16 protein-coding genes are annotated in these 18,590 nt (G+C 64.8%); 8 read left to right on the top strand and 8 right to left on the bottom strand.

Going from position 1 to position 18,590, the window contains the following annotated elements:
• The first annotated feature begins 49 nt into the window (after window positions 1-49).
• Together PUN51_RS09915 and PUN51_RS09920 are read left to right on the top strand one after the other, a co-directional pair.
• A complete protein-coding gene (locus PUN51_RS09915) occupies window positions 50-1,783 on the top strand; it encodes an ABC transporter ATP-binding protein (RefSeq protein WP_275180762.1) in 1,734 nt (577 codons plus the stop codon).
• The gene (locus tag PUN51_RS09920; RefSeq protein ID WP_275180763.1) at window positions 1,780-3,807 is read left to right on the top strand and encodes an ABC transporter ATP-binding protein; all 2,028 of its coding nucleotides are present in this window, start codon (window positions 1,780-1,782) and stop codon (window positions 3,805-3,807) included. Before PUN51_RS09915 ends, PUN51_RS09920 begins: the two co-directional genes overlap by 4 nt.
• Window positions 3,808-3,878: 71 nt before the next feature.
• Here the strand turns inward: PUN51_RS09920 and PUN51_RS09925 are convergent, their stop codons facing one another.
• The 7 genes from PUN51_RS09925 to PUN51_RS09955 all read right to left on the bottom strand — a co-directional run bounded on the left by PUN51_RS09925 (window position 3,879) and on the right by PUN51_RS09955 (window position 10,725).
• The gene (locus PUN51_RS09925) at window positions 3,879-5,255 is read right to left on the bottom strand and encodes an MFS transporter (RefSeq protein ID WP_275180764.1); all 1,377 of its coding nucleotides are present in this window, start codon (window positions 5,253-5,255) and stop codon (window positions 3,879-3,881) included.
• A gap of 86 nt (window positions 5,256-5,341) precedes the next feature.
• Complete coding sequence (locus tag PUN51_RS09930; protein ID WP_224023150.1) at window positions 5,342-5,794, bottom strand: MaoC family dehydratase; 453 nt, start codon at window positions 5,792-5,794, stop codon at window positions 5,342-5,344.
• Window positions 5,795-6,988 carry a thiolase family protein gene (locus tag PUN51_RS09935; protein WP_275180765.1) on the bottom strand — a complete coding sequence of 398 codons (1,194 nt, stop codon included), beginning with the start codon at window positions 6,986-6,988 and terminating at the stop codon, window positions 5,795-5,797.
• The gene (gene fabG, locus PUN51_RS09940; RefSeq protein WP_224023146.1) at window positions 6,988-7,764 is read right to left on the bottom strand and encodes a 3-oxoacyl-ACP reductase FabG; all 777 of its coding nucleotides are present in this window, start codon (window positions 7,762-7,764) and stop codon (window positions 6,988-6,990) included. The genes PUN51_RS09935 and fabG overlap by 1 nt, the downstream gene beginning before the upstream one ends.
• A gap of 60 nt (window positions 7,765-7,824) precedes the next feature.
• Window positions 7,825-9,021, bottom strand: coding sequence for an acyl-CoA dehydrogenase family protein (locus PUN51_RS09945; RefSeq protein WP_275180766.1), 1,197 nt, complete (start codon window positions 9,019-9,021; stop codon window positions 7,825-7,827).
• On the bottom strand, window positions 9,018-9,482 hold the full coding sequence (locus PUN51_RS09950; RefSeq protein ID WP_224023142.1) for an acyl-CoA thioesterase: 465 nt from the start codon (window positions 9,480-9,482) through the stop codon (window positions 9,018-9,020). Before PUN51_RS09950 ends, PUN51_RS09945 begins: the two co-directional genes overlap by 4 nt.
• The gene (locus tag PUN51_RS09955) at window positions 9,475-10,725 is read right to left on the bottom strand and encodes a CaiB/BaiF CoA transferase family protein (protein WP_275180767.1); all 1,251 of its coding nucleotides are present in this window, start codon (window positions 10,723-10,725) and stop codon (window positions 9,475-9,477) included. Before PUN51_RS09955 ends, PUN51_RS09950 begins: the two co-directional genes overlap by 8 nt.
• Window positions 10,726-10,900: 175 nt before the next feature.
• On the opposite strand from PUN51_RS09955, the gene PUN51_RS09960 reads away from it, so the two are divergent.
• The 6 genes from PUN51_RS09960 (at window position 10,901) to PUN51_RS09985 (ending at window position 17,680) form a co-directional block, all read left to right on the top strand.
• The gene (locus PUN51_RS09960; RefSeq protein WP_224023138.1) at window positions 10,901-11,797 is read left to right on the top strand and encodes a LysR substrate-binding domain-containing protein; all 897 of its coding nucleotides are present in this window, start codon (window positions 10,901-10,903) and stop codon (window positions 11,795-11,797) included.
• Window positions 11,798-11,950: 153 nt separating this feature from the next.
• The gene (locus PUN51_RS09965) at window positions 11,951-13,144 is read left to right on the top strand and encodes an acyl-CoA dehydrogenase family protein (RefSeq protein ID WP_275180768.1); all 1,194 of its coding nucleotides are present in this window, start codon (window positions 11,951-11,953) and stop codon (window positions 13,142-13,144) included.
• Window positions 13,145-13,424: 280 nt separating this feature from the next.
• Window positions 13,425-14,873: an HNH endonuclease signature motif containing protein gene (locus PUN51_RS09970; RefSeq protein ID WP_275180769.1), complete on the top strand. Its 1,449-nt coding sequence runs from the start codon at window positions 13,425-13,427 to the stop codon at window positions 14,871-14,873.
• 217 nt (window positions 14,874-15,090) lie between these two features.
• Window positions 15,091-15,957 carry a phosphatidylinositol-specific phospholipase C/glycerophosphodiester phosphodiesterase family protein gene (locus tag PUN51_RS09975; RefSeq protein ID WP_275180770.1) on the top strand — a complete coding sequence of 289 codons (867 nt, stop codon included), beginning with the start codon at window positions 15,091-15,093 and terminating at the stop codon, window positions 15,955-15,957.
• Window positions 15,958-15,993: 36 nt separating this feature from the next.
• Window positions 15,994-17,049: a hypothetical protein gene (locus PUN51_RS09980; protein ID WP_275180771.1), complete on the top strand. Its 1,056-nt coding sequence runs from the start codon at window positions 15,994-15,996 to the stop codon at window positions 17,047-17,049.
• 175 nt (window positions 17,050-17,224) lie between these two features.
• Window positions 17,225-17,680 carry an SRPBCC family protein gene (locus tag PUN51_RS09985; RefSeq protein ID WP_159630441.1) on the top strand — a complete coding sequence of 152 codons (456 nt, stop codon included), beginning with the start codon at window positions 17,225-17,227 and terminating at the stop codon, window positions 17,678-17,680.
• Between the two features lie 112 nt (window positions 17,681-17,792).
• Here PUN51_RS09985 and PUN51_RS09990 read toward each other — a convergent pair whose 3' ends face one another.
• Window positions 17,793-18,587: a GntR family transcriptional regulator gene (locus PUN51_RS09990; protein WP_275180772.1), complete on the bottom strand. Its 795-nt coding sequence runs from the start codon at window positions 18,585-18,587 to the stop codon at window positions 17,793-17,795.
• Window positions 18,588-18,590 lie beyond the last annotated feature (3 nt).

An 18,590-nucleotide genomic window follows, 5' to 3' on the forward strand; every position in this document is an offset into this window, starting at 1 on the left:
ACTGACGCTCGCACCACGTTTGTGGACATTCCGTCAGGTTGGAGCCGCCTTGCTCTGGAAGTTGCTTGTCGAATACCTGCGGCCGCACCGGCCGCTGCTGGCCGCCGTCGTGGTTTTCCAGCTGGCGCAGTCCATCGCGTCGCTGTACCTGCCCACGCTGAACGCGGACATCATTGACCAGGGCGTGGCCCGGGGCGATACCGGCTACATCCTGTCCACCGGCAGCATCATGCTGCTCATCACCCTGGCGCAGATCGCGTGTGCCGTGGTGGCCGTGTACTTCGGTGCCAAGGCGGCGATGGGCCTGGGCCGCGACCTGCGCGGGGCCATTTTCGAGCGGGTGGGGCAGTTTTCCGAGCAGGAGGTCACCAGGTTCGGCGCGCCCAGCCTGATCACCCGCTCCACCAATGACGTCCAGCAGGTCCAGCAGCTGGTGCTGATGTCCGCCACGCTCATGGTGGCCGCGCCCATGCTCAGCATCGGCGGGGTGATCATGGCTATCCGGCAGGACGCCCAGCTGTCCTGGCTCATTGCCGTGTGCGTCCCGGTGCTGCTGATCGCCGTCGGCCTTATTGTCACGCGCATGGTGCCACTGTTCCGCAAGATGCAGGCCCGGATCGACACCGTCAATCGGGTGCTGCGCGAGCAGCTCACCGGCATCCGGGTGGTGCGGGCCTTCGTGCGGGAGGACATGGAGACGGAACGGTTCGCGGGCGCCAACACGGACGTTACCGATGTTGCGCTCCGGGCAGGCCGGCTGATGGCCCTGATGTTCCCCACCGTCATGCTGATCCTGAACGTCTCCAGCGTGGCCGTGATCTGGTTCGGCGCGTTCCGGATCGAGGACGGGTCCATGCAGGTGGGAACCCTGATCGCGTTCCTGAGCTACCTGATGCAGATCCTGATGTCCGTCATGATGGCCACGTTCATGGCGGTGATGATCCCGCGGGCGTCGGTATCGGCGGACCGGATCGGCGAGGTGCTGGGCACCAGTTCCAGCGTCCTGCCGCCGAAGCAGCCGGTCACCAGCGCGGTCCGGCGCGGTGAGCTGGAAATGCGCGACGTCGGATTCGCTTACCCTGGTGCCGACCAGCCCGTCCTGTCCGGGATCAGCTTCACCGCCCGCGCGGGGCAGACCACGGCGATCATCGGCAGCACCGGCTCCGGCAAGACCACCCTGGTGAACCTGATGCCGCGGCTCTTCGACGTCACCTCGGGGGCGGTACTGATGGACGGCGTGGACATCCGCGACCTGGACCCGGACCTGCTGTGGGGGCACATCGGCCTGGTGCCGCAGCGGCCCTACCTGTTCTCCGGCACCGTTCGCAGCAACCTGCTGTACGGCAACCCGGATGCCACCGAGGATGAGCTTTGGAGCGCGCTGGAGATTGCGCAGGCCCGGGACTTCGTGGAGCAGATGGAGGACGGGCTGGATGCGACCATCTCCCAGGGCGGCACCAATGTCTCCGGCGGCCAGAGGCAGCGGCTGGCCATCGCCCGGGCTTTGGTGAAGCGGCCCGAGCTCTACATTTTTGACGATTCGTTTTCTTCGCTGGACACCGGCACCGATGCCCGGCTGCGTCAGGCACTCAAGCGCAACATCGCCGGCGCCACCATGGTGATCATCGCCCAGCGGGTGTCCAGCATTGTTGATGCGGACCAGATCCTGGTGCTCGACGACGGCAGGATCGTTGCGCAGGGCACGCACCACGAGTTGCTGGAGACATCGGAGACGTACCGCGAGATTGTGTCGTCCCAGCTGGCAGCGGAGGAGACGGTATGAGCCACGGATCCACCCCCGCACGCGGCACCAAAGCCGCGCCCGCCTCCGCAGGCGGCCAGGCCGACGTCGTACGCATTCCACGGCCGCGCGGCGGCCCCGGGCATGGCGGCCCCTTTGCCGGGATGAATGTCCCGGCGGAGAAAGCGATGAACTTCGGCGGCTCCGCCAAACGCCTGCTGGGCACGCTGCGGCCGGAGCGGTTCTGGCTGATGCTGGTGCTGGCCATGGCTGTGGCGGGCGTGGTGCTGCAGGTGATTGGGCCGCGGCTGCTGGGCGAGGGCACCAACCTGATTTTTTCCGGCGTGGTGTCCAAACAGCTGCCGCCGGGGATGACGCAGGCGCAGTTGATTGCGATGCTGCGGGCATCGGGGGAGAACCAGAAGGCGGACATGCTCAGCGCCATGACGCTGACGCCGGGCGCGGGGATCGACTTTTCTGCGCTGGCCAGTGTGCTGACGTGGGCGCTGGTGCTGTACGTGCTGGGCTCGGCGTTCATGTGGGGGCAGGCGTATGTGCTGAACGGCGTGGTGCAGCGGACCGTGTTTGGGCTGCGCGAGCAGATTGAGGCGAAGATCAACCGGCTGCCGCTGCGGTACTTCGATTCAATCCAGCGCGGTGAGCTGCTCAGCCGGGTGACCAACGATGTGGACAATATTTCGCAGAGCCTGCAGCAGTCCATCAGCCAGGCCGTGACGTCCGTGCTGACGGTGCTGGGCGTGCTGGTGATGATGTTCATCCTCTCGCCCACGCTGGCGCTGATCGCGCTGGTGACCATTCCGCTGACGCTGGGGATCACCACGCTGATCGCCAAGCGCTCGCAGAAGCTGTTCGTGCAGCAGTGGAAGAACACCGGCGAGCTGAACGGGCAGATCGAGGAGACCTACACCGGGCACGCACTCGTGAAGGTGTTCGGCCGGCAGCGCGAGGTGGGGGAGCGGTTCCGGCAGAAGAACGCGGAGCTGTATGAGGCGAGCTTCGGGGCGCAATTCATTTCCGGGCTGATCATGCCGGCCATGACGTTCATCGGGAACCTGGTGTACGTGGGGATCGCCGTGGTGGGTGGCCTGCAGGTGGCGTCCGGGGCCATGCAGCTGGGCGATGTGCAGGCGTTCATCCAGTACTCGCGGCAGTTCACTCAGCCGCTGGCGCAGCTGGGGTCCATGGCGAACCTGCTGCAGTCAGGGGTGGCCTCTGCCGAGCGTGTGTTCGAGCTGTTGGATACGGAGGAACAGTCACCGGATCCTGTGGGGGCTTCGCTGCAAAGCCCTGACGGTGCTGCCCGGGGGCGGCTGGTGTTTGAGGATGTGTCCTTCTCGTATTCGCCGGACAAGCCGCTGATCAGTGGGCTGTCCTTGGTGGCAGAGCCGGGGCAGACGGTGGCGATTGTGGGGCCGACCGGGGCGGGCAAGACCACGCTGGTGAACCTGATGATGCGGTTCTACGAGCTCGACGGCGGCCGCATCACTTTGGACGGTGTGGACATCACCACCATGAGCCGGCACGACCTGCGCTCGCGGATGGGGATGGTGCTGCAGGACACGTGGCTGTTCGGCGGGACCATTCGCGACAACATTGCGTACGGCCGGCCTGCTGCTTCCTCTTCAGACGTATTGGAAGCTGCCCGGGCGACGTATGTTGATCGCTTTGTGAAGTCCCTGCCCGAGGGGTACGACACCGTGCTGGACGACGAAGGCTCCAACGTCTCCGCCGGCGAGAAGCAGCTGCTGACGATTGCGCGGGCATTCCTGGCTTCGCCTTCTGTGCTGATCCTGGATGAGGCGACGTCCTCCGTGGACACCCGGACGGAGGTGCTGGTTCAGAAGGCGATGAGCGCGCTGCGGTCCGACCGGACGTCCTTTGTGATTGCGCACCGCCTGTCCACGATCCGCGACGCCGACCTCATCCTGGTGATGGAGAACGGGCAGATCGTGGAGCAGGGGACGCACGCGTCACTCCTCGCTGCCGGCGGGGCATACGCGCGGTTGTATGAGGCGCAGTTCGCGGCGCCGGTGGCGGAGGTCTAAGGCCTGCCGCGACTGGACGCTCGAAAGCGGGCGACGGCTGAGAGCTCCCGCCGTCGCCCGCTTTTGTGGGCCTAGAACGCGTCTGCCTCCGCGTTGAGGTCCCGGCCCCTGGTTTCCGGGGCAAAGAAGCCTGCCGCAAAACCGATTGCCGCGTAGGCCATGAGGATTCCGGCAACTGGGATCCACCCCGGTCCGGTCGCAGCAACGACGCTGGCAGCAATAATGGGGCCAAGACCTCCGGACAGAACGGCGCCAATTTCCTTGACGGTCGTCATAAAGGAGAAGCGACGTTTGGAGCCGAACATCTCCACCAGCCACGTGGACTCCACGCCATACAGGTTCGGCAGCGGACCGCCTACATAAACAACGAAGACCAGGGCCACCAATACGGGGTTCCGTGTTTCGATCATCAGCATCGCGGGAATGGTGAAGGCGAACTGGAACCCGGAGAGCCAGAGCCAAACTTTGCGTCGGCCGAACCGGTCAGTGAGCTTACCGGTCAGCAGGACCGTAAGCACGCCCAAAACGGAGCCGAGCGTCACGCCCGTAGTGACCAGATTGGGGTCCATCTTCACCACAGACACCGTCCATCCGATAAGGAATCCCTTGACGAGGTACACGGAGCCGTTTTCGCCGAGTTTGATGCCCAGCGAGACGAGGAAGGCCTTCTTGGAATCGGCAACGTCACGCCAGACGCTTTGTTGCTTGGCCTCCAGGCGCGCCGCTGCCCGCCGCGCCTTCACCGCCTCGAAGACCGGTGATTCGCTCACACTGCGCCGCAAGTACAGTGCCACAAGGGTGGTACCGACGCTCAGCAGGAAGGGAAGACGCCATCCCCAGGCGAGGAACTCGTCTTTAGGCATTTGCGAGAGCAGCAGCCACAGTCCGCTGGCCAACAGCACACCTGTTGCCGTTCCCAGTGCCACCACGGCGCCGTAAAATCCGCGCTTATTCGACGGGGCGGATTCCACCAGCAGCAGCGAGGCCCCGGACAGCTCGGCGCCGGCGCCGAAGCCCTGGATAAGCCGCAGGAGCACCAGGAGGATGGGAGCCATGACCCCGATCTGGGCAAACGTGGGCAAAAGACCCATTCCCAGAGTGGCGATCCCCATCATTCCCACGGTTATGACCAGGACGGATTTCCGCCCGTATTTATCCCCAAGGTAGCCGAAATAGACCCCGCCCAAGGGCCGGACGAGGAATCCGGAACCAAAAGCGGCAAAGCTGGCGAGCAAGGCCATGGCAGGGTCTGTATTGGGGAAGAACAGCGGCCCGAAAACGAGCGCCGCCGCCAGGGTATAAAGCGTGAAGTCCATGTATTCCAACGCGGAACCAAGGAAGGACGAAACTGAGGTGCGGCGCAGTTCAGCAGGCGACACCTTCAGTTCCGACGCGGACCCCTGGAGGCCAGCGTCGACGTATTTCAGGTTTGAGTTTTCTGTGCTCATGGGGTTTCTCCCTCGGAAAGGGCCTGCAGGCAGGCCCAGCCGTAACGTCGTTGTTCGGATGGTGGTGCAAGGTCTTCAGGAGCAGCTCAGCTCGGGAGCAGGGAGACAGTCTCCGCTATGCAGGCAGGCTTTTGCGAGCCTTCCAGCTCGATCAGGTGATGGAACTGCAGCTGCCGTCCGCTGGCTGTCTCGCTCACTGAGGCCAGCGTCAGCCGGTCCCTGATGCGTGAGTTGACCCTGGCCGGGGCAGGGAACCGTACCTTGTTCAGGCCGTAGTTGATGATCATCGCAGCCCCATCAACGCGATACACCTGGCCAGCCAGGTACGGCAGCATCGACAAGCTGAGGTAACCGTGCGCGACGGTGGTGCCGAACGGTCCGTCGGCGGCCCGCTCCGGGTCCGTGTGGATCCACTGTTGGTCCAGTGTGGCGTTGGCGAAGGCCTGAATCTGGGATTGGTCCAGAGTGTGCCACCCACTGACCCCGATTTCCTGTCCCGTCATGCTGGCCAGCTCGGCGGCGTCCTTGAACAGTCTCATCTAGACCCTCTCCAGCAGCATGGCGACGCCCTGGCCCAGGCCGACGCACATGGTGGCCAGGCCGCGGTTGGCGTCTTCGCGTTCCATCCGCCCCAGCAGCGTGACGACGATCCTTGAACCGGAGGAACCCAGGGGATGCCCCAAGGCGATTGCACCGCCGTCGTTGTTGACAGTTCCTGCATCCATACCAAGCAGCCGCATGCAGGCCAGCGCCTGCGCTGCGAACGCCTCATTGAGTTCGACGGCGCCCACGTCCGCCAGGCCCCAGCCAGCCTTGGCCAGTGCCTTTTGAGTCGCAGGCACCGGGCCGATGCCCATCACTTCCGGCGCCACACCGGCCGCTTGGCTGGTGACGATGCGGGCCCGCGGGGTGAGCCCGTAGCGCTCCACGGCCTCGCCGCTGGCGACTACTACTGCGGATGCACCGTCGTTGAGGGAGCTTGAGTTGCCAGCGGTGACCACTCCACCGGGCGCCACGATGGGCCGGAGGGCGGCGAGGGCATCAGCGCTTGACCCCCGCCTGGGCCCTTCATCGGTCTCCACCAGCGAGACTTCCCCCCGCCTGCCCTTGACCGGAACAGGGACTATCTCATCTTTGAAACGGCCCGCGTCGATCGCCGCCACAGCCAGGTTGTGCGAGCGCAGTGCAAAGCTGTCCGCGTCCGCACGCGAAATTTTCTCCCGGCCAGCCACTTCTTCTGCCGTTTCGGGCATGGAAAACAGCGCCCCGGACTCCATCCGCGGGTTAGTGAACCGTGCACCGATTGAGGTGTCCGCGACTTCACCCGGTTTGCCGTACGGCTTCTCCGGTTTGGCCATGACCCACGGCGCGCGGGTCATGGATTCCACGCCGCCAGCCACTACAAGGTCGGCGTCACCGTTGCGCACCGATTGCGCCGCCATGCCGATGGCGGTTAGCCCGGAGGCACACAGCCGGTTGACCGTCACGGCCGGAACGGCATGCGGGAAGCCGGCCAGTAGCGCGGCCATCCGGGCAACGTTTCGGTTGTCCTCCCCGGCCTGGTTGACGCAGCCGAGGATTACTTCGTCGACGGCGGCAGGATCGACGCTGGCGCGGTCCACGGCGGCCTGCAGCACCAGGGCGGCCAAGTCGTCGGGGCGGACCGTCGCGAGCGCGCCGCCGTGACGGCCCACGGGCGTGCGGACACCTCCGACGAGGAATGCCTCGGGCATCAGCGCGCCCCGCCGTTGATGTAGAGGGTCTGACCGGAGATGTAGGAGGAGTCGTCACCGGCGAAGAAAGCGACTGCAGCGGCGACTTCCTCCGGTTGGCCGACGCGTCCCAGCGGGGTGCGCTCCGCGACCGCCTGCTGGTGTTCGGCCGGGCTGGCCCCGACACGCTCGGCAGTGGCGGCAGTCATCGACGTGGCGATGTAACCCGGTGCCACGGCGTTGACCGTGATGTTGAACGGACCAAGTTCGATGGCGAGCGTCGCCGTCAGACCCTGGATGCCGGCTTTTGCCGCAGCGTAGTTGGCTTGGCCACGATTGCCCAGTGCGCTGCGGCTGCTGAGCGAGACGATCTTTCCGTACTTGGCCGGAACCATGTACCGCTGGGCAGCGCGCGAGCAGAGGTAGGCGCTGGTGAGGTTGGTGGTCAGGACGGAGTCCCAGTCCGGCCGCTCCATCTTGAAGAACATATTGTCGCGGGTAATGCCGGCGTTGTTTACCAGGATGTCCAGGCGGCCGAACTCCCTGTGGATGTCATCGAACACCCGGTCCACGGCTTCCTCATCCGTGACATCGCAGCAGGCGGCAACGGCTTTTCCACCTGCCGCCAGGACGTCCGGGTGGTCCGAGATGCGCTGTGCGGTGTCCTTGGCGCGGTCCTCATTGAGGTCAAGGACGACGACGGTGGCACCCCCTGCGGCCAGTTTCAGCGCGGTGGCAGCACCGATGCCCTGCGCCCCTCCGGTGACCGCGGCCACCCGGTTCGTGAAGTTGCTCATGACTATTCCTTTGCGTATATGGATTTCGTTAATGTCGTGCTGCCGAAGCCCAGCGGGCATCTAGCTGAAGGCGGAGAGGCCGGTGATCTCCCGGCCTACGAGCAGGGACTGGATGGAGTCTGTGCCTTCGTAAGTGGAGACAACCTCCATGTCGGTCATGTGCCTCGCCACGTGGTTCTCCAGCAGTACGCCGTTGCCGCCGAGCATGTCCCGCGCTTCGGAACAGATCCAGCGGGCTTTCCGTGCCGTATGCATCTTGGCGAGTGACGCCATGGGCCCGGTCATCCGGTCGTCTTCGGCGAGTTCGGCCAGCCGGAAGCAGATCAGCTGCATGGCGGTCAGTTCGGCGAGCATGTTGGCCAGTTTGTTCTGCACGAGCTGGAAACTGCCGATGGGTTTGCCGAACTGCTGGCGGGTCTTCGCGTAGTCCAGTGCGATCTCGTAGGCAGCCATTGCGTGGCCGTAGGACTCCCAGGACGCGCCGCTTCGCGTTGAGGTCAGTACGCGGGTGACGTCCTTGAACGAGTGGCATTCCGGGAGCCGGTTGGCGGCCGGGATCCGGAGGTTATCGAGGGTGATATCCGGCTGGAGGATCGCCCGCTTGCCGATCTTGCCGGTGATGACTTCGGTGGAGTATCCGTCCGGAAAGCTGCCGTCCCCGTTCCGCTCCATCACGAACGCCTTTACCTTCGCGTCTGCTTCGTCGCGGGCAAAGATGATGACGACGTCGGCCATGCTGGCGTTGCCGATCCAGCGCTTGCGTCCATTGATGATGTAGCTGTCCCCATCCCGGCGCGCGCTGGTTTCGAGTGCCACCGAATCAGATCCGTGCTCGGGTTCGGTCAGGGCGAAGGCGCCGATCTTGCCAAGGGCTGCCATGCCGGGGAGCCACCGCTGTTTTTGCTCCTCGCTGCCGAGCATGTTGATGGTTCCCATCGCCAGTCCGGACTGGACGCCGAGGAAGGTGTTAACGGAACCATCGCCGCGGGAGATCTCCGCGGCAACAATCCCGGCGGCAAGCCGGCTTAGCCCAGGACATCCGTAACCCTGAATGGTTGTTCCGACGATGCCGAGCCCGGCAAGCTTGGGAACAAGGTCGACGGGAAATTCGGCACGTTCCCAGTAGCCATTAATGACGGGCAGCAGGTCTTTGTCCACGAAGGCGCGGACTTTGAGCCGGAGCGCCCGGTCCTCAGCGCTGAGGAAATCGTCCATAAGGTAAAAATCGGTGCCGTTCGCGGCGATTTCCGGTGTCATCGAGAGAACTCCAGTGGTGTGTGATCGGGAACCCGCTTACGCTGCGGGTCCGTGTTTCCTTGTGAAGGTTGGAAAAGGGTGAGCCAGTGGCGCTCGTGTTCGGCCAACGGCCGGGACTTGCCAGTGTCCCGATGGACTGAAACCAGCACGGTCCGGCCGTCTACGGCGACTGCGCCGTGTTGGCTGCCCCTGAATTCCAGGCTGAATGAACTCGTGCCGATCCTGATCACGGTCAGTTCAACCTCCAGGTCTTCGCCGTGATGCACCGGCCGCCGGTAGTTCACGTCGAGGCTGGCCACCACCGTGGGGGTTGCCTCGGCTTGACGTATTCCTGGCATCGAGGATCGCCACTTGATTCTTGACTCCTCCAGGAGGGTGACGACGGCGGCGTGGTTGACGTGCCCATTGAGGTCCTGGTCGGACCACCGGGGGCAGACGCGGGTCCGGTAGGTTTCAGGCATCGACCAGGGCTTTCCGGTTCAGCAGCCAGTCCCGCACCAGCCCGGAGCTTGCGTTCAACTCGGGCGGTGCGAGTGAGTAGTCCACCGGGGTGAGGGAATACTCGACAGGGTGTCGGACCGTGGGGATCTTCCGTTCCCCTTCGCCCGCCATCACTACCGGCCTTAGCCCCAGCTGTTCAGCCAGCTCGACGCCGCCGCGGACGTCCTGGATCGGAGCGCAGGGCAGCCCTGCCGACGAGAGCTCGCGGAACCATTCGTCAGCTGATTGGGCAGCCAACTGGGCGTGGAGGATGCCCCGCAGCTCGTCGCGGTTGGCGTTGCGCTGCAGCGTCGTCGCAAACTTCGGATCCCTCGCTACGTCGGGAATCCCCAGCGCCCCGCACAGCCGGACGAACTGGGCGTCATTGCCCGTCGCGATGATGATGGTGCCGTCTCCGGTCTGCATCGGGGCGTATGGATACATGCTGGGGTGTTCGTTACCCATCCTGGTGGGTACTACACCGCCCGATACGTAGGCCGCAGACTGGTTCACCATGCCGGACAGGGCCGAGGTCAGCAGGTTGAGCTCTACCAGCTGACCTTCGCCGGTCCGGTCCTTGTGGTGCAGCGCCCCCAGGATGCCGATGGCAGCATGCAGGCCTGTGATGACATCGAATAGTGCGATGCCTGCCCGGTACGGCTGGGTGTCCTGGTCCCCGGTCAGGCTCATCATTCCCGATGCGGCCTGCACCAAAAGGTCGTACCCCGGAATGTGGGCGCCGGCTCCGGTACCGAATCCTGTGATGGAAGCGTAGATGATGTCCGGGTTCAATTCGGCCGCGGCCGCGTAATCCAAGCCCAGCCGTGCCATGTTGCCGGGCTTGAAGTTCTCGATCATGACGTCGGCCGTGCTGATCAGGGAACGTGCTACGTCGAGGTCTTCCGGGTCTTTCAGGTCCAGGGCAATGGAATGTTTGTTGCGGTTGACCGCGAGGAAAAACGTGGCCTCGCCGTCCCGGACAGGGGGCATGTACGTACGGGTGTCGTCACCCTCGGGTCCCTCCACCTTGATCACTGTGGCGCCCATGTCAGCCAGGAGCATGGTGGCGTATGGGCCGGCCAGCACCCTGCTGAAATCTGCGACCACGATGCCGGCGAGGGGCCCGGCGCTTGCCCTGCCCAGGGCATCAAAGCCGTGGTTATCGTTGCCTCCTGCGGGCTGGTCCTGCCGCCTGGAGACCGATTCGTCGATCGGTTGTGTCATCTGAAATCCTCCGCAATGTGGTCTGCATCACCAACCTTTGCAAGCGGACTGATTCACGTCCAATACGTATTTGGTGCTGGACTGATACCCGTCCGTCATCAGCGTCGGCGCGTTCCTTGGGTAATCTTGGGCGTATGGACAATGACGTTTACCCGGGCAGGAGCTGAGCGCGGGAGTGGAAATACATCAGATCCGGGCCTTCCTTGCCGTGGCGGAGGAATTGCATTTCGGCCGGGCCGCCCGCCGGCTTCATATGGCCCAGCCGCCGTTGAGCCGTTCCATTCAGCGGCTTGAGCATGAACTAAAGGCGCCCCTCTTTATCCGCAGCACGCGGACAGTCCAGTTGACCGCCGAAGGCCAGGCGTTGGTCGGTCCGGCACGTGACATACTCGAAGGGTGCCGGCGGGGCCGCCTGGCGGTGGCCTCCGTGGGCCGTGGCGAAACCGGGCGCGTGCGCGTCGCCTTTGCCGGTGTTTCCTCGCATGTGATGGTTGGCAGGCTCGCCAAGCGTGTCAGGGAAGTGCACCCCGGAATCGACTTTGAGCTCTCCAGTTCCAACTTCGCGCTACCGGCCATGGACAAGGTCATGGGCGGGGCCATGGAAGTCGGCCTGGGCCGCTGGAACTTCATTCCCGCTGTCCTCGACTCCCGGATCGTGGCCAACGAGCGGCTCGTTGTGGCGCTGTATGAAAGCCACCCGTTGAGTGGACAGGCTTCGCTGCGCATGGCTGACCTTGCGGGGCAGCCCTTCGTTACGTTGCCTGAGCATCCTGGCGCCATCCTCCATGACCACCTTCGGCGGCTCTCCAGTGCCGCGGGGTACGTCGTGGAGATTGCCCAGGTGGCGCCGGATTCACAGACGCTCATGGCGCTGGTGGCGGCGGAAATCGGCGTCGCGCTGACGGTTTCTTCGGTGCCTGAAAACTTCAGCCACCCGGGCGTCGTCTTTCTCCCCCTGGAAGACCCGGCAGATGCCATCCAACTGCGGCTGGTTTGGCGGAAGGACAACGCCAGTCCGGCCCTGCGGGAAGTCCTTCGGCTCTCGGAAGAGGTCCTCCCGTCACCGGCCTGAACCGCACATTGATGCAGTTGGAGCATCAGCGGATTCACTATTAGGTATTGGATCTGACGGCAATCTGACTGGCACAGTGGTGGAGATCACGGCGGACGCACACCACGCCACCGCCGCCGCCAACCTGTCCCCTTACCTGCCAGGAGAACCACCGTGACCGTAACCGCAACCGCACCCGCCCGGGTCTTCGACGACGTTCTCAACCTCGATACCCTCCTGACCCCCGGGGAACTGGAACTGCGCAGCACTGTCCGGGACTTTGTGGATGAACGGATCAGGCCCAACATTGCGGGCTGGTACGAAGATGCCCACTTCCCGCTCGAGCTTGTTCCCGAGCTTGGCAAGCTTGGGGTCCTCGGGATGCACCTGAAGGGCTACGGATGCCCCGGCCGCAGCGCCGTCGAGTACGGCCTCGCCGCCATGGAACTGGAAGCCGGCGACTCAGGGCTTCGGACCTTTGTCAGCGTCCAGGGTTCCCTGGCCATGACCGCCATTCACAAGTGGGGGTCCGAGGAGCAGCGGAACGAGCACCTGCCGGCCATGGCGCGGGGTGAAAAGATCGGCTGCTTCGGGCTTACCGAGCCGACCGCCGGCTCCGACCCTTCCAGCATGGCGACTTTTGCGGCACCTGACGGAGCCGGCGGGTGGGTCATTAACGGGGCAAAGCGCTGGATCGGGCTTGCTTCCGTGGCGCAGATCGCGGTCATCTGGGCCAACACCGCCGAAGGGATCCGCGGGTTCATCGTGCCGACGGACACCCCCGGCTTCACCGCGACGCCCATCAGTGCAAAGCTCTCCATGCGCGCCTCCATCCAGTGCGACATCACTCTTGATGACGTCCGGTTGCCTGCCAACGCACTCCTGCCGGGCGCGCACGGACTCAGGGGTCCGTTCTCCTGCCTCAACGAAGCCCGCTACGGAATCATCTGGGGCGCCATGGGTGCTGCCCGGGACTCCTACGAAGCCGCGCTGGCCTATGCCGGGGACCGTCTCCAGTTCGGCAAGCCCCTTGCCGGCTACCAGCTCACGCAGGAAAAGCTGGTAAATATGCTGCTGGAAATCCAGAAGGGAACGCTGTTGGCGCTCCATACGGGGCGCCTCAAGGACGCCGGGACGCTGCAGCCGGTACAGATCTCCGTGGGAAAACTGAACAATGTACGGGAGGCTATTGCAATCTGCCGCGAAGCGCGCACAATCCTGGGGGGAAACGGAATCACCTTGGACTACTCGCCGCTGCGGCATGCCAACAACCTTGAATCAGTGCGCACGTATGAAGGTACTGACGAGGTCCACACCCTTATCCTGGGCCAGCGGATCACCGGCATCTCGGCGTTTCGCCAGGAGTAACGGTATGGCGCCGTCTATGCCGATGTGTGCCATACCTTTCACCCGTCCTTAGCGCCCTCTCGACGGCGGGAGCCGCCCACCGTCACCCCGTCCGCCAACAGGCCGCCTGCCAGTAAGCCAGTGCCAGTGCCGGAAGTCTGCGGGAACTCCGCTGTCCCCGTGGACAGCAGGAACGAAGATGCGATGGCAAATCGGTCCGCAGAAGCGGCGGTCAACGGCCGACGCGGGTGTGTTGCGGCGCCGAACTCAAAATGTCAGACCCCCGTGACAGGCTTTGGGTATGGAAACCGGAGCGATTGGGGATGCGAAAGGCACGGCCGGACTCGCCGGTGCCGTCGCATCCCTGGCCGGGCTGGTGGACGAACTAATAGGAGTCCTGAGCGGTTCGTCGGATGCTGCGGATAATGCTCACGGCGTCGACAGTCATGATCCGCTTCGGGACGTTGCCGAGTCCTGTCTGGACGGCCTTGGCATCGTGGCCCGAATCGAAGCTGCTACTGCGGCCGTGAAAGTGCGGCTGCTCGCAGAGTATTCCGAGGCCGCAGCCGCCATGGAAGCGCCGGCGGAAAGCGCCTCTGAATCATCGGCGCGGGACATGAGTGTCGTCGCCGAAGTCGCCTGCACGCTCACCATCGGCGAGGGAGCCACATCCGCACTGCTGCAGGACGCCCATGCGCTCATCACCTCTCTTCCGTTGACGCTCAAAGCCATGGAGGCCGGCGCCGTCTCCTGGCGGCATGCCCAGATCATGGTCGACGAAACCAGCAGCCTGGACGCTGCAGCTGCAACAGCCTTGGAATCTCACTTCCTGGACCCGGAGGCGCCTAACGCGGCCCGGGGTGCATCTGCCGGAGAGCTGGTCCCGGGCCGTTTCCGTCGGAAAGTGCGTGCCTGGCGGGAACGCCATCACCCCGAGTCGCTGACGGTCAGGCACGTGAAGTCCGTCGCGGATCGGCGGATGGAGTACTCGCCGGACCGGGACGGTATGGCCTGGGTTTCGCTTTACATGGCTGCGGACAAGGCCTGTGCTGTCTGGAACAGGACGTCTGCCCTGGCCCGCGGGTTGCAGGGACCTGAGGAGCCGAGAACCCTTACCCAGCTCAGGGCAGACCTGGCCGCAAAGTTGCTGCTCGGTGACACCGGGGACCTTGCCGGGCCTGGGCCGTCCCTCAAAGCTGACGTGCTGGTCACGGTACCGGTCTGTTCCCTCCTCGGTGCCACGGACGAGCCCGCAGACCTGGACAATTACGGACCCATCCCCGCATCGATGGCGCGAAAACTCGTCGCGGAAGGTGCCAACTCGTTCTACCGGGTTTTGGTGGACCCACGCGACGGAGCCCCGCTTGAACTTGGCGGGACCAGCTACCGGCTCCCGGAATCGCTAAAGCGGTGGTTGCGGATGCGGGATGGAAAGTGCACCTTTCCCGGCTGCAGCAACCACAGCCAGGACAATGAGGCGGACCACCTCACGGCCTGGGAGCGCGGAGGCAGCACCGGAATCAGCAACCTGGGACAGTTGTGCCCCAAACATCACCGGCTCAAGCACCGAACCGGCTGGAGGCCTGGTCCGGCTTCCAGGAATGAGCCGCCGGGCTGGACTTCTCCAAGTGGTCGTCAGTACAACGCAGAGCAGCCGGACCGGGCACCCACACTCTGGCCGCCGGGCTGCCTTCCGGAAGAGGCCAGCGTGCTGGAGGCATTGGTTGTGGATTATCTCGCGGTCTCCTAACCAGCGGTTAGTTGGGCTGCCCGCAGGACACACCCTCCAGCTCCATCACGGCTGCGGAACTCACGCCAGCCCCGATGTTGATGTTCCCCGCCGTTCACCACGATGCAACCAAGACGCCCTGAACCGTTTCGCCAGGCCAAGCAGTCTTTTCACGCACCCTCACGCCCGGAACACCCCATCACCGGGCGGACATCCCCGACGTACCAGGAGTACTCCCGTGTTCGTGAAAAGCACCCTCGCCGCCGTCGCTGTCTTCGCCTCCCTGGCCGGGACAGCCGTAGCCCCCGCCCAAGCCGGGGCCGAGGCACCCAATCCGGCGCCCGTCGTCGTCGGCCAACCCCTTGCCGGCACCCATGCCCACAACGACTACGAGCACGACCGCCCCCTGTTCGACGCACTGGAGCACGGTTTCACCAGCGTCGAGGCGGACGTATGGCTGGTCGACGGTGAACTGCGCGTGGCCCACGACCTCGCTGACGCCAAACAGGGCGTCACGCTCGAGAGCCTCTACCTCGACCCACTCCAGGACCTGGTCCGCAGCCAGCCCGGCCACAGCGTCTACCCCAAGTGGGACGGCAGCCTGCAGCTCCTGATCGACATCAAGAGCGAGGGCGAGGCCACCTACGCCGCCATCGAGCAGGAATTGGCCGAACACCGCGACATCATGAGCCGCTACACCAACGGCAACGTCAAGACCGGCCCGGTCACCGCAGTCATCAGCGGCAACCGCCCGCTGGCCACCATGCAGTCCCAGGACAAGCGCTTCAGCTTCTACGACGGCCGCTCCACCGACCTCACCTCCGGCCTGCCCGCCGCTCTGATGCCGCTGGTCAGCGACAACTGGACCAAGCTCTTCACCTGGCAGGGCGTCGGCCCCATGCCGGAGGCCGAGCGCGCCAAGCTGCGCGCCTTCGTGGCCACCGCACACGCCAACGGCTACCGCGTCCGCTTCTGGGCCACCCCGGACCAGCCCGGTACCGCCCGCGACGCCGTCTGGACCGAACTCGCCGACGCCGGCGTGGACCACATCAACACCGACGACCTCGCCGGCCTCCAGCAGTTCCTCACCGCCCGCGGCGCCTGAGCCCCCACTCCAGCCCACAACAGAAGCAGGACCCCCATGCCTTCAAAGACTTTGACAATCACGACGGCGGCGCTCACCTTGGCATTCGGCCTCCTGGCGTCCCAGCCCGCCTTCGCCGAAACAGCCCAGGCGGACAGCACCAGCGACGGCAACCAGGCCTTCACCTTCGCCGCCATCGGCGACATCCCCTACGGCGCCGCCGAGATCGCCAAGTTTCCGTCCCACATCCAGGATCTCAACGCGGACATGGAACTGAAGTTTGTAGCACACGTGGGCGATATAAAAAACGGTTCGTCCGTCTGCTCGGATGAGTATTTCTCCTACATCCGCACCCAGTTCGACACCTTCGCCCACCCGCTGGTCTACACGCCCGGCGACAACGAATGGGTGGACTGCCACCGCACCAACAACGGGGCCTACAACCCGCTGGAGCGCCTGGACAAGATCCGGGAGGTCTTCTTCAACCAGCCCGGCAAGACCCTGGGCGCCACCATGCCGGTGAAGTCGCAGGAGAACCTGGGCCTCCCGGAGGACGTCCGCTTCGAGAAGAACCGGGTGGCCTTCTCCGTGCTGAACGTCCAGGGCAGCAACAACTCCCTCCTGCCGTGGACCGGACTGGGCAAGACGGCCGCCACGCCCGAGCAGCTCGCCGAGGTGGAACACCGCACGGACGCGGTCATCGCCCAGATCCACCAGACCTTCGCCGAGGCCAGGCGCAGTAACGACCGCGCCGTGGTGCTCATGCAGCAGGCCGACATGTTCGATCCGTCGCTCCTGGCCGACGCCACCGCAAACCCGGCGACCGTCTCTGGCTTCCGCGGGATCGTCCAGGCCATCGTCGAGGAAACCAACAACTTCGACGCCCCGGTCTACCTGGTCAACGGCGACAGCCACGTCTTGGCCGCAAACCAGCCCCTCGCCGCGGGCTCACCCTGGCTGGACATCTACGGCTCACCCGCCGCGGACAACCTGCAGCGCGTCACGGTGGACGGCGCCAACAACGCAGTTGACTACGTCCGCTTCACGGTGGCCGGCAACAGCGCCAAAGGCGCCGACGTGCTGAGCTGGGAAAAGGTCCCCTTCAGCCAGTAGCAGCGCAGAAGAAGCGGACGACGGCGGGCGCCCACCCGTCGTCGTCCGCTTTCGTTTTAGGTCTGGACACGGGTAGTCGCCGGATTTATCGTGCAAAGGTGGCGGCTGCCCGATTGGCAGGATGGCCCATGCTGCCAGTCCGCCATTGCGGCCGTCCGTCATGAGGAGGAAGCAGATGGCACACGTTGAAGAGGTTGAAGAGACGGTGGAAGTCGCTGTTCCGGTGCGGACCGCGTACAACCAGTGGACCCAGTTCGAATCGTTTCCGCAGTTCATGTCCGGCGTCGAGTCGGTGACGCAGCTGACCGACACCACCAACCACTGGGTTACCAAGGTGGGCGGCGTCCAGAGGGAGTTCGACACCGAAATCGTTGACCAGGCGCCTGATGACCGGATCGCCTGGCGCAGCACCGACGGCAAGTCGCATGCCGGTATCATCAGGTTTACGCCCCTGGATGCCACCCACACCAAGGTCAAAGTCCATTTCGAATGGGCACCGGAAACCGCAACTGAAAAGGCCGGCGCCGCGCTGAAGATCGACAACATGCAGGTCAAGGCCGACATGCGGAAGTTCAAGGACTTCATCGAATCGCGCGGCAGCGAGACCGGCGGCTGGCGCGGCGAGGTTTAGGACAGCGGCACGGTCCTTCACGAACAAACAGGAGCGGTCGACGGCGGGGGCCCACCCGCCGTCGACCGCTTTCCTTGTGTGGGACTACAGGCGGTGCTGCTGCCCGGACGTTTCACTCCCGTCCCAGCCGGACCGTCCTCTTCCAGTTGGTCCCGTACTTTTGCATGTGCACCCGGGTGCGGTCGGCGCGGAAAAAGTCACGGGCATACTCCACGGGCGCGCCCTGCACGTCCCAAGCGAGCCGCCGGATCTCCAGGAGGGCCGCCGCGGCTGGAACGCCGAGGACGTCCGCCTGCTCGGCGGAGGCGGGAACGGCTTCCACTGTTTCGTCGGCGCGGTCCAGCTCGAGCCCGTACTCCGAGGTCAGGAGGTGGTACAGCGAACCCTCCAGCGGATGGTTCAGCAGGCCGGAGAACCGGGCGGCAGGCAGCACGGACAAATCCAGCGACCAAGACAGGCCGTCCACAAGCCGTAATCTTTGGATGCGCAGCACCGCGTCTCCGCCGCCCAGGCGCAGGTTGCGCCGCTCGTCCGGCTGCGGGAGCCCCATCTCTGCGCGCAGGACGTGGGTGGCGATGGCCCGCCCCTGGTGGAGGACCATTTGGGGAACCCCCTCCACCGTGTTCAGGTGGCGCTGGATGCGTCCGTCATTGAAGAGCACGCCCCCGGAACGGCCCAGCACACGGCGGACCGTGCCCTCCGCCTCCATCCGCTCAATCGCCTGCCGCAGCACCGCCCGGCCAATCCCCAGCCGTTCGGCCAACGCCCGTTCGCTCCCCATCAGCTCGCCCGGGTTGAACCTCTCCATCCTGGCGTACCGGGTGAGAGCGGCATGGGCGGCGTCTGCCGGAGTCGATGCCGAGGGCTGCCCGTCCGTTCCTTTTGCCCCGTCTGTTCCTGTTGCCATGGA

The organism is Arthrobacter sp. NQ4, from assembly GCF_029077345.1.
Taxonomy (GTDB): domain Bacteria; phylum Actinomycetota; class Actinomycetes; order Actinomycetales; family Micrococcaceae; genus Arthrobacter.

Excerpts from the sequence above, each read along its gene's own strand:
- PUN51_RS09920 (WP_275180763.1), top strand. The coding sequence starts at position 1,780 with ATGAGCCACGGATCCACCCCCGCACGCGGCACCAAAGCCGCGCCCGCC.
- PUN51_RS09925 (WP_275180764.1), bottom strand. The coding sequence starts at position 5,255 with ATGAGCACAGAAAACTCAAACCTGAAATACGTCGACGCTGGCCTCCAG.
- PUN51_RS09930 (WP_224023150.1), bottom strand. The coding sequence starts at position 5,794 with ATGAGACTGTTCAAGGACGCCGCCGAGCTGGCCAGCATGACGGGACAG.
- PUN51_RS09935 (WP_275180765.1), bottom strand. The coding sequence starts at position 6,988 with ATGCCCGAGGCATTCCTCGTCGGAGGTGTCCGCACGCCCGTGGGCCGT.
- fabG (WP_224023146.1), bottom strand. The coding sequence starts at position 7,764 with ATGAGCAACTTCACGAACCGGGTGGCCGCGGTCACCGGAGGGGCGCAG.
- PUN51_RS09945 (WP_275180766.1), bottom strand. The coding sequence starts at position 9,021 with ATGACACCGGAAATCGCCGCGAACGGCACCGATTTTTACCTTATGGAC.
- PUN51_RS09950 (WP_224023142.1), bottom strand. The coding sequence starts at position 9,482 with ATGCCTGAAACCTACCGGACCCGCGTCTGCCCCCGGTGGTCCGACCAG.
- PUN51_RS09955 (WP_275180767.1), bottom strand. The coding sequence starts at position 10,725 with ATGACACAACCGATCGACGAATCGGTCTCCAGGCGGCAGGACCAGCCC.
- PUN51_RS09970 (WP_275180769.1), top strand. The coding sequence starts at position 13,425 with ATGGAAACCGGAGCGATTGGGGATGCGAAAGGCACGGCCGGACTCGCC.
- PUN51_RS09980 (WP_275180771.1), top strand. The coding sequence starts at position 15,994 with ATGCCTTCAAAGACTTTGACAATCACGACGGCGGCGCTCACCTTGGCA.
- PUN51_RS09985 (WP_159630441.1), top strand. The coding sequence starts at position 17,225 with ATGGCACACGTTGAAGAGGTTGAAGAGACGGTGGAAGTCGCTGTTCCG.
- PUN51_RS09990 (WP_275180772.1), bottom strand. The coding sequence starts at position 18,587 with ATGGCAACAGGAACAGACGGGGCAAAAGGAACGGACGGGCAGCCCTCG.